The 12681-nt window shown below is 70.1% G+C and carries 13 protein-coding genes; 5 read left to right on the top strand and 8 right to left on the bottom strand.

The genetic code is table 11. The annotated features are described in order from the left end of the window. Nucleotides 1-56 precede the first annotated feature (56 nt). Nucleotides 57-1280, top strand: coding sequence for a serine hydrolase (locus ABZ319_RS08275; protein WP_354985647.1), 1224 nt, complete (start codon nucleotides 57-59; stop codon nucleotides 1278-1280). Here ABZ319_RS08275 and ABZ319_RS08280 read toward each other — a convergent pair. Both ABZ319_RS08280 and ABZ319_RS08285 read right to left on the bottom strand, forming a co-directional pair. Further along, nucleotides 1271-2167, bottom strand: coding sequence for a sterol desaturase family protein (locus ABZ319_RS08280; RefSeq protein ID WP_354985648.1), 897 nt, complete (start codon nucleotides 2165-2167; stop codon nucleotides 1271-1273). The genes ABZ319_RS08275 and ABZ319_RS08280 overlap by 10 nt on opposite strands. A 48-nt stretch (nucleotides 2168-2215) precedes the next feature. Continuing rightward, entirely contained in the window at nucleotides 2216-2968 is a 753-nt protein-coding gene (locus ABZ319_RS08285; RefSeq protein ID WP_354985649.1) for a helix-turn-helix transcriptional regulator, read from the bottom strand. Nucleotides 2969-3167: 199 nt separating this feature from the next. Between ABZ319_RS08285 and ABZ319_RS08290 the strand changes: the two genes are divergently transcribed. The 3 genes from ABZ319_RS08290 (at nucleotide 3168) to ABZ319_RS08300 (ending at nucleotide 6687) form a co-directional block, all read left to right on the top strand. Beyond that, complete coding sequence (locus ABZ319_RS08290) at nucleotides 3168-3497, top strand: metalloregulator ArsR/SmtB family transcription factor (RefSeq protein WP_354985650.1); 330 nt, start codon at nucleotides 3168-3170, stop codon at nucleotides 3495-3497. Then, nucleotides 3497-5557, top strand: a complete 2061-nt coding sequence (locus ABZ319_RS08295) for a cation-translocating P-type ATPase (protein ID WP_354985651.1) — start codon at nucleotides 3497-3499, stop codon at nucleotides 5555-5557. The genes ABZ319_RS08290 and ABZ319_RS08295 overlap by 1 nt, the downstream gene beginning before the upstream one ends. 101 nt (nucleotides 5558-5658) lie before the next feature. Next, on the top strand, nucleotides 5659-6687 hold the full coding sequence (locus ABZ319_RS08300; RefSeq protein ID WP_354985652.1) for a DUF1353 domain-containing protein: 1029 nt from the start codon (nucleotides 5659-5661) through the stop codon (nucleotides 6685-6687). 261 nt (nucleotides 6688-6948) lie between these two features. Here ABZ319_RS08300 and ABZ319_RS08305 read toward each other — a convergent pair whose 3' ends face one another. Continuing rightward, on the bottom strand, nucleotides 6949-7095 hold the full coding sequence (locus ABZ319_RS08305; RefSeq protein ID WP_354985653.1) for a hypothetical protein: 147 nt from the start codon (nucleotides 7093-7095) through the stop codon (nucleotides 6949-6951). 674 nt (nucleotides 7096-7769) lie between these two features. Here ABZ319_RS08305 and ABZ319_RS08310 point away from each other — a divergent pair. Beyond that, nucleotides 7770-8921, top strand: coding sequence for a DUF5925 domain-containing protein (locus tag ABZ319_RS08310; RefSeq protein WP_354985654.1), 1152 nt, complete (start codon nucleotides 7770-7772; stop codon nucleotides 8919-8921). 88 nt (nucleotides 8922-9009) lie between these two features. Here ABZ319_RS08310 and ABZ319_RS08315 read toward each other — a convergent pair whose 3' ends face one another. The 5 genes from ABZ319_RS08315 to ABZ319_RS08335 form a co-directional block, all read right to left on the bottom strand. Then, on the bottom strand, nucleotides 9010-9156 hold the full coding sequence (locus ABZ319_RS08315) for a hypothetical protein (RefSeq protein WP_354985655.1): 147 nt from the start codon (nucleotides 9154-9156) through the stop codon (nucleotides 9010-9012). Between the two features lie 428 nt (nucleotides 9157-9584). Continuing rightward, the gene (locus tag ABZ319_RS08320) at nucleotides 9585-10562 is read right to left on the bottom strand and encodes a hypothetical protein (RefSeq protein WP_354985656.1); all 978 of its coding nucleotides are present in this window, start codon (nucleotides 10560-10562) and stop codon (nucleotides 9585-9587) included. Beyond that, nucleotides 10559-11395 (bottom strand): hypothetical protein, encoded by an 837-nt coding sequence (locus tag ABZ319_RS08325; RefSeq protein ID WP_354985657.1) that lies wholly within the window; start codon nucleotides 11393-11395, stop codon nucleotides 10559-10561. The genes ABZ319_RS08320 and ABZ319_RS08325 overlap by 4 nt, the downstream gene beginning before the upstream one ends. Beyond that, entirely contained in the window at nucleotides 11392-12429 is a 1038-nt protein-coding gene (locus ABZ319_RS08330; protein ID WP_354985658.1) for a hypothetical protein, read from the bottom strand. Before ABZ319_RS08330 ends, ABZ319_RS08325 begins: the two co-directional genes overlap by 4 nt. Next, nucleotides 12426-12681 (bottom strand): hypothetical protein (locus tag ABZ319_RS08335; protein WP_354985659.1); only part of this gene is annotated, 256 nt, incomplete at its 5' end. The genes ABZ319_RS08330 and ABZ319_RS08335, both read right to left, overlap by 4 nt.

Consider the following 12681-nt stretch of genomic DNA (forward strand, 5'->3'; position numbering starts at 1 on the left):
TGGCTCGGACCTGCGCAAACGCCGGCCCGCCCGCGATGATCTCTATCCTTGGGCGAATGAGCCCAGGCGCGATGGTGATGGTCGATCCGAATCTGGACACGGTGACGACGGTCGGACCCGAGGATGATCCGGCCGCCGCCGGTCTCACCCCGGCCGCGATCGAGACGATCTGGGCGGCGGTGCGTGACTGGTACAGCCTCGGCACCACCCCGGCCATCCAGCTGTGCCTGCGCCGCGACGGTCACGTGCTGCTGAACCGCGCCATCGGCCACGGCTGGGGCAACGCGCCCAAGGATGGACCCGACGCCGAGAAGCGGCTCATCACCCCCGACATGCCGTTCTGCGGATTCTCCACGGCGAAGGGCGTTTCGGCGGCGGTGATGTTCATGCTCATCGAGCAGGGGGCGTTCGCCCTGCACGATCCGGTATGCGAGTACATCCCGGAATTCGCGGCGAAAGGCAAGCAGCGCATCACCATCGCCGATGTGCTCTCGCATTCGGCGGGCGTCCCGTTCATCACTCCGCCGTACCGCGGCACCGAGCTGATCCTGGACGAGGAACTGGCCGTGCGCGGGCTGGCCGATATGAAGCCGAGCTGGAAGCCGGGCCGCTTCCGGGTCTACCACGCGCTCACCAGCGGCCTGATCCAGCGCCTGCTGGTGCGGCGCGCGACCGGCATCGCCATGCGCGATCACCTGCGCACGCGGGTCCTGGAACCGCTCGGGTTCCGCTGGAACAACTTCGGCGTCGATCCGGCCGATGTCGACCAGGTCGTGCCGAGCGTGAAGGTGGGCCCCGGCCCGTCGCGTATCTGGCAGCATCTGGCGGGCCGGGCGCTGGGCGGCGGACTGTCCGGGCCGGCCAGCGAGGCCGACACCCGCGCTTTCCTCACCGCCGAACTGCCCTCGGGCAATCTGATCACCACGGCCTTCGAGCTCTCGCGGTTCTACGAGATCCTCACGCGCGGAGGAGAGCTGGACGGTGTCCGCATCATGAAGCCCGAGACGCTGCGCACCGCGGTGCAGCCCGCGCCGTGGATTCCCGGGGTCGCGGGCCGGGTTTCGGTGGCGGGCTACGAACTCGGGGCGCGCCGCTCCAAGTTCGGCCGCGACACCGGATCCCATTTCGGCCGTAGCGGACTCACCACCCAGTACGGCTGGTCGGATCCGGCTCGCGGAGTATCCGGCGCGATCCTGACCAACGGCAAGGCCCTCGCCGACACCGCCCGGCCGCACCGGGTGGTGTCGTTGATCTCCGGGCTGATCGAACCTCACGCCTGAGTCGGTTCCGGCACGGGGTGGCCGCCCCCTGCCGGGGTGAACGGATAGGTGAGCTGGTCCAGGTAGTCGACCGGGAAGTCCGGTTTGGCGGCCATGCCGAGCTGGTCGGAGGTGAAGACCCGCGCCGGATCGTAGGAGTACGTGCGGAACAGGTGATCCCAGATCAGGGTGAACAGGCCGAAGTTCACGTCCCCGATACCCGCCCATTTGAGGTGATGGAAGCGGTGACCCGCGTTGAGCGCGAGCAGGTATCGGGCCGGTCCCACCCGGTAGTCGGCATTGGAATGCTGCAGCAGCAGTTGCACCGCGGTCGCCAGCGCCAGGGCCGCGGCCACCTGGATCGGCAGGCCGATGAGAACGAGCGGCAGCACCCCGGCGGCCATCTCGACGGTCTGGTGCAGCGGATGCTTCATCAGACCGTTGAGCCCGTAGAACCGGGTGATGCTGTGGTGCACGGCGTGGAAGCGCCAGAGCACGCCGATCTTGTGGCTGGCCAGATGGACGACGGTGATGCCGAAATCCGCGACCAGAATCGCGAACAGCACCTGCACGACGAAAGGCCAACTCGCGGGCCAGAGATCGGGCGCGGGGACGATCGCGCTGAGCAGTGGGATGGCGGCCACGCTCACCAGCAGCAGGGTCTCGTTCACGGCGGCGTGGATGCGGTCGCGGCGACTGTCCGGCTGTTCCCCGTTCCACGATGTCTCGTACGGGATGAGGCGTTCGACGGTGAACGACAGGGCGATCGCCGCCGCCAGCAGAAGCAGCAACCAGTATTTCGGGGCCCCGGCCCCGGCGAGCGCGATGCCCAGGCCGTTGACCCCGAGCAGCATCAGGGGTACGTAGCCGTAGCGTGCGAGGCGTTGGACGAAGGTGCGAGTGTGCATGCGCTCGATACTGGGCCGCGGCCCGCCCGCTCGGCTTGAACGATTCGGCTACAGCGAATGCGTGATGTGCCAGTGCACGTTCCGGCTCAGCGCCGACGGCGCCAGGCCGAAATTCTCGCGGCAGGTGCGGGTCAGATGCGCGCTGTCGGAGAACCCGGCGGCATGGGCCGCGGTGGTGAGATCGCGGCCGGCGGCGACCTCGGCGATGGCCAGGGTCAGGCGCAGCCACAGCGCGTAGCGGCGCAGCGGGAGCCCGACCTGGGCGCTGAACAGGTGGGTGAGCCGGCTGGTCGAAAGTCCCGCTCGGGCGGCGATGTCCGCGGTGCCGACGGTTCCGCCGGCCACCAGCTCGGGTAGCAGGTCCAGGGCGTGCTGGACGGCGGGGTGACGCGGGGTCGCGGCGGTGTGTTCGCCGTCGGGGGCGAGCGTCTCGAGCACGGCCGAGACGAGCCCGTCGAGCCCGAGTTCGTCGGCGGCGTCCGGGATCAGCGGCGCTCCGCTCGTCCAGCCGAGCGATCGCGCGCGCAGTTGGGCGGCGCGCCCGGCGCCGGATTCGGGGTCGAGGAAGACGACGACACCGTTGTCCGCGCCGCGCTCGATCCGGTGGGAGGTGTCGGCGGGAATCACGAATTGTGTTCCCGTGCCGCGACTGTCATCGGCGGCGACGACGGTCATGGCGTCCCGGGCCGCCATGAGCTGTACCGCGTGATGGGCGTGCGTGTCCGTGGGCCCGATCGTTCCGGTGAAGGCGAATACGCCCGGACGGATCAGGACCGCGCCCTGCCAGCTGGTCGCGGACATGCGAAAACACTAGGGCATGAAGCCGAACGGGCACGCCGCGGGCCGAGTGGTGGATGACCGGTGGATGTGGCACGCCGCGATCGCGTCCGCCTCCGGGGTGGTCGCGCCGATCCGTGCGATCCTCCTCGGTATCGCGGTTTCCGGGCGACGCGCGGGGGCCCGGACGTCATTAGTACAGAATATTCTGTACTGTCAGGGTATGGCCACCATGGTGCACAGTGACGCGCTGTCCCGATTCGGGTACGCGCTCTCCGATTCCACCCGCGCGCAGATCCTGTTGGCGCTGCGTACCGAACCCGGCTATCCGTCGGAATTGGCCGAGCGCATCGGGGTCACCCGCCAGATCCTGTCCAATCATCTGGCCTGCCTGCGTGGTTGCGGACTGGTGGTGGCCGTGCCGGAAGGCCGGCGCAGCCGCTATGAACTGGCCGATCCGCGCATAGCGCGCGCCCTGGACGACCTGCTGGGCCTGGTGCTGGCCGTGGATCCGGCGTGCTGCCCGGACGCCGAGCGCGAAGGATGCTGCTGATGGGCGAGGCATGCTGCGGGGAGCGCGAGCACCGCCCGGCCGACGATCGCGATCAGCGGCTGTGGCAGGTCCGGGACATGCAACTGGCGCTGGCCGCGGGTGCGCTCCTGGTGGCGGGCTTCCTCACGCGCAAACTCGGCGCCGAGACCCCGGGTGGCATCGTCTATCTCGCGGCAGCCGCCATCGGCGGCCGGACCTTCGTTCCCGGCGCCCTGCGCGGGCTGCGGCACGGGCGGATCGGCGTCGGAACGCTCATGACGATCGCGCTGATCGGCGCGCTCGCCCTGGGCGAATACGCCGAGGCCGCCGCGCTGGCCTTCCTGTTCTCGATCACCGAGGCGCTCGAGGAGCATTCGCTCGCGCGCACCCGGCGCGGTCTGCGGGCGCTGCTCGCGCTGGTCCCCGAGCGGATCACGGTGTTGCGAGCGGGAGTTCAACGGGGGATAGAACCCGCGGAGCTCGTCGTCGGCGACGTCATGGTGGTGCGCGCGGGCGAGCGCGTGGCCAGTGACGGGATCGTGCGCGAGGGGCGCTCTGCCGTGGACACCTCCGCCATCACCGGCGAGTCCATGCCCGTCGAGGCCGGCCCCGGCGATCCGGTGTTCGCCGGTTCGGTCAACGCCAACGGGGTGCTGCTCGTCGCGGCGACCGCGACCGTCGAGGACAACTCGCTCGCCAAGGTCGTGCGCATCGTCGAGGACGCGCAGCGGCGCAAGGGCGTGCGCCAGCGCATCGCCGACCGCGTCGCGCGCCCGCTGGTGCCGGTGATCATGGTGCTGGCCGCCCTGATCGCGGGATGCGGTGCGCTGCTGGGTGATCCGGCGCTCTGGTTCGAACGGGCGCTCGTCGTGCTGGTCGCGGCCGCACCGTGCGCGCTGGCCATCTCCGTGCCGGTGACCGTGGTCGCCGCCGTCGGCGCCGCCACCCGGCTCGGCGTGCTGGTCAAGGGCGGCGCGGCCCTCGAGACGCTGGGCGCGGTGCGGGCGGTGGCGATCGACAAGACCGGAACCCTCACCCGCAATCAGCCCGCGGTCACCGATATCGTGCCCGCGATCGATGTGCCCGCCGATCGGATCCTTCGGGTAGCGGCGGCGCTGGAAGCGCGCAGCGAGCACCCGCTCGCGGCCGCTGTTCTCGCCGCCGCACCGAATCCCGAACCCGCCGTGGATGTCTCGGCCGTCCCGGGCGCGGGGCTCGCGGGTCGCGTCGACGACAGGCCCGCTCGATTGGGCAGCCCGGGCTGGGTCGATCCGGGGCCACTGCATCCCGAGGTGATCCGCCTGCAGGACGCCGGGGCGACCGTCGCGGTCGTCGAGCACGACGGTGACGTGCTGGGTCTCATCGCAATTCGCGATGAACTCCGTCCCGAGGCCGCCGCGGCCATCGCCGGCCTGCACGCCGTCGGGGTCTCGGTCACCATGCTCACCGGCGACAACCGCCGCACCGCGCGGGCGCTCGCGGACCTCGCCGGCATCACCGAGGTGCACGCCGAACTGCGGCCCGCCGACAAGGCCGAGCTCGTCACCCGGCTCCGGGCCGAGCGGCGCGGCGCGGTCGCCATGGTCGGCGACGGCATCAACGACGCACCCGCACTCGCCACGGCCGACGTCGGTATCGCCATGGGTGCCATGGGAACCGACGTCGCCATGGAAACCGCGGACGTGGCCCTGCTCGGAACCGACCTGCGCCACCTCCCGCAGGCCCTGGCCCACGCGCGCCGCGCCCGCACGATCATGCTCCAGAACATCGGGCTGTCCGCCGCCATCGTGCTGTCGCTCGTTCCGCTCGCCGCGCTGGGCATCCTCGGGCTGGCCACGGTCGTGCTCATCCACGAGATCGCCGAGGTCTTCGTCATCGCCAACGCGTTCCGGGCGGGGCGCCTGCGGCCGCTCGCGGACGGGCGCTCCGGCTCGGCTCCGCAGACCGTTGCGTCCCAGCCGATTCCGTCGATCCCCGCCGCGGGCGGGTGCGCCTGCTGCCCGGCGAACGCTCCGAACCCGGCCGATGCGCCCACCGTATCGGCACCGGCCGCGCTGACCCTCACCATCCGCGAACGCTGACACCGTTCAGAACCCGCCATAGGGGCTGAGCTGCGGAATCCGACAGCGAAACGCCGTCGGAACTAGATCGGTTCGTATCGTCCGGATGTCATCCTGGATCGATGAAGCTCCAGGTGGAGCAGGACAGCGGGCCGTTCTACGACGGGGGCAGGGCCCCGGCCGAGGCGGCGGCCGACGCGGTCGCTCCCGATGCGGTAGTGGTGAACATGCCCCCGGCGAACGAACCCCCGGCGCCGCCGCCCGGACCGCCCGGGCCGGTGGCGCCAGAGGGCGGCGGACCGGACGATCCCGGCAAAGAGCCTGAACCCGATCTCACGATCGTGCTGGATCGGCGGTTCAACGACGAGACCCGGCGCGAGGAGTTCCGGTTACTGCGGCGGATCGGATACAACGACGACGCGCCGGGAATCGGTGTCGGCACCATTCTGGTGCCCGCCGACCTGGCGAACTGGACCACCGACCTCACGTCGGTGCCTGCTTTCCTGACGTGGCTGGTTCCCAAGACCGGCGCGCATCTACCCGCGGCGATCCTGCACGACGGCCTGGTGCTGAACGGGGACGAACCGGCGAGCTACATCGCCGAACGAGAGATCTTCCGTGATGAGGCGGACCGGATCTTCCGTGATGCCATGGCCAAGACCGGAACCGGGCTTATCCGGCGCTGGATGGTGTGGTCGGCGGTCACCGCCGCGACGATGCACCATGCGCGCCAGGTGGATTGGAGCCCACTGCAGAAACTGCACTACCGCGCCGCGCTCTACGGCACGCTGCTCGTCATCGTGCTGCTCGGACTGTGGTCGACCCTCGACCTGTTCGACACCCCGGGCGTCCCCGGCGTCCCGTGGATCGGCGAGGAACCGCTGCGGGCGATCGTCGGCGGGCTCGCGGGCGCGATCGTCATCCCGTTGATCCTGGGCACCACGTGGGGCAAATTCCGCATCGCGGGCTGGATCATCGGGCCGCTGGTCGCGCTGATCATTCCGGCGGTGCTGCCGATCCTGCTGATCGGTGGCCTGTACGTCGCCGTGGAGCGCCTGCAACGCTGGCGGCCGTGGCTCGCGCAGGCATTGGCGGTACTGCTGGTGACGACCGCGTTCTGCCTGTTCGTACTGTCCTGGTGGCAGGCCTGAACCGTGCCGGGTGTCCCGCCGGCCAGGGTGGTCCTGTTCGGAGAAGGTCCAGGCTCGGCGCCCCCGAAATCTAGGGCGGACACTAGATTTGCGCGACTATTGCGAGAATTCGCATACGCGTGAATCGCAGAACTCGGCGCGAGTCGTTTCAAATCGAATTGCGCCGCCGTGCAGACGCTGTCGTGCAATGGCGGCCGAACCCGGACAACCCCTGCCCGGGTGCGGACGCCATTGGCGGCCAACGGGGGTCGGTCGACCGGCTCAGCGCCCGCGGGCCTCGGTGCAGGCGAGCCGGGCCAAGCCATTGTGATATCCGGTGTCGTAGCCCTCGCTGAACCCGTACGGATAATCACCGACCCCGGCCGGCGCCACCGGGACGGGCGGATCGCTCTCCGGGTTGTGGAGCATCGCTTGCTTGAAACCTTGCCGGTAGCCGCTTCGATACCCTCTGGTGTAGGCGGGCGTTTGCATCTGAGGACTCCTCGATTCCGCACTGTGGATCGTTGAGGATGCGCGAAGAATGCTTGGTACCAAGTGGTTTCGCGTTCGATGTGCGACGGGCTCGCTGGTCGCTCCGTCGTCGATTTCTCCGCACACCATCGTGGTGGTGAAAACTCACCATCGGCGCCACCCCGCGGTACCAGCCCGGCTCGGCAGCAACCCACTGAATCACGGCCAACCTCTGCCGCGTGGAGAGCGAATGCGGCGATCCCGATTCTTCCACTCGGGTACAGCGACCATCCGGCATTCGGCGCAACGCGCGAAGTAGTTCCGGAATATCCGGTTCGAGATGAACTGCGGCCCAGCGGGAACGGCCGCGGTAGTGGCCCCCGGTCCGGCATCGCCGGAGTCGGAGGCCACCGCGACAGCAAGCAGGCGGCCTATTCCATTGCCCGCTGGATATTTCCACGCTGACGATTTCAAACGGTAGCAGTGGATTTGCGCTCGCGTGGGGCGGGCGCTCGGTTTCTGTCAGAGCTCAAAATCGCCCCGGGGGCGGTTGTCACCGGTGACAAACCGGACAGCGGGAATGATCGAATATTCGGTGGACCGGCGCGGGTCGAATCCGGATGATCGTCGGAATGACTTCCACACCCCAGGAACGGCTTCGGCTGGTCGGTCGCGAAGAGGCGACGCCCGCGGCGATGTCGTGGGTGATGAGCCTGGACGACTCGGACTCGCCGCGCGACATCATCGACGCGCTCGGGCTCGCGCCCTTCGTGAGCGGTGAACACCCCCATGCCCTGTCCGCCGAACTCGAGCGGGTCAAGCCCGATGCCGCGCTCTGCCCGGAGGACGCGCGGATCCTGCGCACCAGTGACGACGAAAGCACCAAAACCGTCCTCGCCGCCGGTGAGGGCTGGATGCTGCGGGTGCTGCGGCGGACCAACGGCACCGCCATGCTGCACGTCAGCGCCGTGACCGAAGAGCTCGCCCGCACCGTGATCGAGGTGTGCTCCAAGGACGCCACCGTGGCCGAGGAAGCCGATGACACGCAGGTGTCCATGGGGTTCTGGCACAGTGGCGCACACGGTTTCAGCCGCCGCGAACGCACCATCGGCGCGGCCACCTGGCCCGAGATCGAACAGAACTACAGCGGTGACATCAGCGCGGCCCTGGGCCGGTTGATGGCCCTGCGCGCCGAGGACGTCAGCGGCCGGTTGCTGCTGCTGCACGGCCCGCCCGGCACCGGCAAGACCTCGGCCCTGCGGGCGCTGGCCCGGGAGTGGGCGCAGTGGTGTCAGGTCGACTGCGTGCTCGATCCCGAGGTGCTGTTCTCGAATCCGGGTTACCTCATGGAGGTCGCGATCGGGGTCGACACCTACGACGACAGCAAGCGGAAATGGCGGCTGCTGGTGCTGGAGGACTGCGACGAGCTGATTCGCGGCTCGGCGAAAGAGTCCACCGGACAGGGGCTTTCGCGCCTGCTCAACCTCACCGACGGCATGCTGGGACAGGGCCGGGACGTGCTGGTGGCCATCACCACCAACGAGAACCTGTCCCGCCTGCATCCGGCCGTGGTGCGACCGGGTCGCTGCCTGGCTCAGCTCGAGGTCGGGCGGCTCTCGCCCGCGGAGGCGACCGCCTGGCTGGATCGCGAACTGGGTGACCGCCCGAAGCCGGTGGTGGAGGCGGGCGGAATGACCCTGGCGGAGTTGATCGAAGCGCGCGATCACCCCACCCGGATTCAGGCCGCGCCGGCGGATACCACCGCGGTGGGCAGCTACCTGTGACCGGTCCGGGGCGTCGCCCGCACGGAGGCGCCCTGGGTCGATCGGTCGATTCCGGTTGCGCCGGAGTCGCTTTCGGCGACATGCCGGTCTACCGGATCGCTCGTTCGACCAGCAGCAGGGTGCCCATGACACCCGCCGCGGCGACTATCGGGTAGAAGCCCTGTGACCTGCAGTAATCGTAGGTCGACGCGGCGATGATCATCGCCAGGGCCAGGAACAGGAAACGCATCTTCACGCTGCTCGCCCCCTAGATGGAATCTCAGGGTACGGAGCACGGAACATCAACTGCCACAGCGGGACTGGCCAGTGGCAGTGTTCGGCTGGTGAAGTGTCAGGGCAGGGGCGGTACGCGTACGGAATCGGTCAAACAGGGCAGTGTGCGGGTCATGGCGCGACGCCGGGCAGTAGTCCGCCGCAGCGGCTCCGCCTGCCCGCGCAACCCGCACCGAGTTGCCAGCCCGAAACAGTGCGCGCAGAAGCCGTTTCGACGCCCAGGGACAGTTCGCGGGGACCGGTGCGACGTGCTCGAGACGCTGTCGCGGATAGCCGCGCGCAACCGAGTACCGGGGCCACCGCTCGACGGCGGATGACCTGCTTTCCGCGCATGCGCCGGGGCCTGCACGATGGCCGGTGCGCACCGGACGGTGCGCACCGGCGCGGGGTTCAGTCCTTCGGGCCGAGTTCCACCACCGTGCCGGGGTGTGCCAGGGACGCGACGGTGATGCGGCCGCCCTTGGACCGGTCGATGATCTGGCCCTGCCAGGCCACGAAGCAGGAGGCGATCTCGCTGTTGTAGGCCCGGTCCAAAATCGGGGCCAGGGTCTTGGCCAGTTCGCCTTCGGCGGCGATGAGCTGGGCGCGGTAGGGGCCGTAGTACGGCAGGATCGCTTCCAGCACAATCGCTTCCACGCCCTGCACCTGGGCGATGATGGGGTCGATGAGCGGCTGGTGCTGGGTGATCACCGGGGAGATCTCGGCCAGCACCGGGCCGACCAGGCGCAGGATCGGCTGGTAGACCGAGCCGAGCGCGAACGCCTCGGAGGAGAAGGGTCCGGCCAGGGGCGCCAGTCCGATGAGCGAGGCCAGTCCGCCCTGCTGTTTCGGTGCGGGCCAGCCCAGCGGGCAGGCGGGCTGGGTGTCGACCGGGGCGGTGGCGAAGGGATTGGCCGCGGCGAGCGGGGTACCCGCGCCCGGGTCGGTGGCCGGCGGCACCGATGCGCCGGGGGCCGAGTTCAACGGAACAGATGCCGCGGGGCCGGCGCCGGGGTTGAGCGGGATGGACGCGGCGGGGCCGCCGCCCGGGTTCAGTGCCACGGTCGCGCCGGGTCCCCCGAGAGCCACACTGGCCGCCGGCGCTTCACCGGGTGGCACAACGGCATTGGGATCTGTGGTCGCGGCGGGCGGGACCGCCGCGGGGGCATCGACACCGGGCGCTGCCGGTGCGGCTGCCACCGGTGCGGCGGGCGCGTTCGCCGCAGTACCCGCATGCTGTCCGGCGGACGTCGAGGCGACCGGCCGCTGGTCGTCATCCAGTACGGTCAGCGCCGTGACGGCGGCCGCGCTGCCGATGACGGTCAGGGCGGCGATGGCGCGGATGGCCGCGGCCACCCCGGGCCGCCTCGTGGTTTCGGCGGTAGTCATCGCCCTGTGCTCCTTGATGTCGTGGTGGGCGAACCCGCCGTCGTGCCGGGTTCGAAGGTGCCCTCCAGGTGCCAGACGCCGGTGAAGCCGTTGAACGGCCCGCCGACGATGAGGCTGGTCCACTCGAGGGTGAAGGCTCGGGTTGTCGGGTCGTAGGCGCCGGTGGCGGACGGGCCCTGGGCGGCGTCGGCGCTCGGGCGGTCGAACCAGCGCTGGGCCACCCAGTCCCAGACGCGTTGCACCTGTTCGGCTCCCGCGACCTGGGCACCCTGCTTCTCCGGGGGTTTGGGCGCGCCCTGATTGAATTCCTGATCGTTCCAGGACGCGGCCCAGGCCGAGAGGTCGGCGGTGAGCCTGCCGTTGTCGTTGACCACCGTGGGCGGCGGCACCGGTCGGCGGGTCTGGGGATCCACCGGATTGGTGGAGGTGCCGAACTCCACGGCGAAGAACTTCGTCGGCTTGGTGATCGAGGCCGCGAGCGAATTGCCCTGTGCGAAAGCGGGAACGGGTTCGCTCTGGTAGCCGCCGATCCGCAGCCCGCCCTCGGAGCCCGGTTCCAACAGGGTGGTGGCACCGCCCTGGGCGGGGGAATCGCCGTTGGGCATGTACGGGCCGTCGGCGGGAGTGCCGCCGGGCTGGACCATGCGGAACCAGGTGCCGGACACCGAGTCGCCGCTGACCGCGCCCGCGGTGAAACGCAGCAGGCCCGTCAGTTGTTCAGGACCAGCGGCGGGTGTGCCGGCATCGTCGCCGCCACAGCCGCTCACCGCGATCGCGGTGACCGCCGCCAGCGCGGCGAGCACGCGTCCGGATTTGCGTCCGAGAACTCTCATGCCGAGGCACCTCCTGTGGAACCGCCTGGGCGGGAATCGATTCGGGACAGTCGCCAGCCCGCGGCCGTGAACGCCAGGGCGAGCGCGCCGGGGATCACGAAACCCCAGCCGAGAACGCGGAACGCGGTGACGCCCAGCGGACGGGTCGAATCATCGAGCGCTGCGACGGCGTCGAAGTTCTCGACGTTGTCGTTGAGTACGCCGACCAGGCTCGCGAACCTCGCGGTCATGGGCTGCCAGCGGGTTTCCAGCGCGGTGATGCCCGCGCGTTCCGCCCCGGGGTGCGCGGCGGTGAGCGCGCCGGAGTAGCGGCTGTTCAGTTCGCCGTCCGCGCCGACGATGGTCACGAAGTAGCCCTGCACCGTGCGGACCTGATCGGTGGTCAGGATGGGCCGGAAGTCGTCGATGAGCGGCTGCGCGGCGGGGGCGGCCTGGAACAGTCCGCCGGTGGCGGGCACCAGCAGCAGGCCGAGTCCGGCGAGGGCGGCCACGCCGTACCAGCCGGGTCCGCGCCGGCCGTTCGCCGCGGCGCGCAGGCCGAAGCCGCCCGCCGCGACCAGGGCGAGTCCGGGCAGCGCGAGCAGCCACGGGAGCGCACCGAATGATGTTGTGCCCGAGAGCTTGCGGTAGTTCTCCTGATTGGCGTCGATGCGGTCGACCATGCCGGTCAGGTCCGTCCGAATGGCCGGGTAGTCGCGCACGAACTTGTCGATGAGCGGGAACTGGCCGGGCTGTTGCCCGTTCGCCCGGAGCGTGAGCAGGTTCGTGCGGGCGTCGTCGAGCACCCGCAGATCCTCGCGGTAGTCCCGCAGGCTCACCGGATTCATGTGCGGCCGGAACGCCTCGATCATGGCCTCGCCCTTGATCGCTCGCGGGAACATGCCGGTGAGCAAGGGGGCGAGCACGAGCAGGGCGCCGAGGACGATCAGCACGATGAACGGCCAGCGCCTGCCGGCCCGGCGGGGCGCGCTTTCGATATGTGAGACGTAGTCGGCGTAGGCGGGCAGCCCGGTCGACGGTGGTGCTGCGGTCATCGGCGAATCCGGATTCGGGCCAGGCGGCCGGCGCCGAACACGCCGCCGGTGGCGACGACGGCCAGGGCGACCAGACCGGCGATGAGCCACGAATTGCTCTGCTTCGCAGGGAGTTCGGTGACCTGGGCGACGGGGGACGGCGCGGCCTGTGCGGTCTGGGGTGCGGGCGTGGCAGGGGCCGTCGCGGCGGGAATGGCGGGTGCGGCCGCCGGAGCCGGGGCTACCGGATCGGTGCCGGGCGCGGCGGCGGCC

This window comes from Nocardia sp. NPDC005978 (assembly GCF_040614455.1).
GTDB lineage: Bacteria > Actinomycetota > Actinomycetes > Mycobacteriales > Mycobacteriaceae > Nocardia.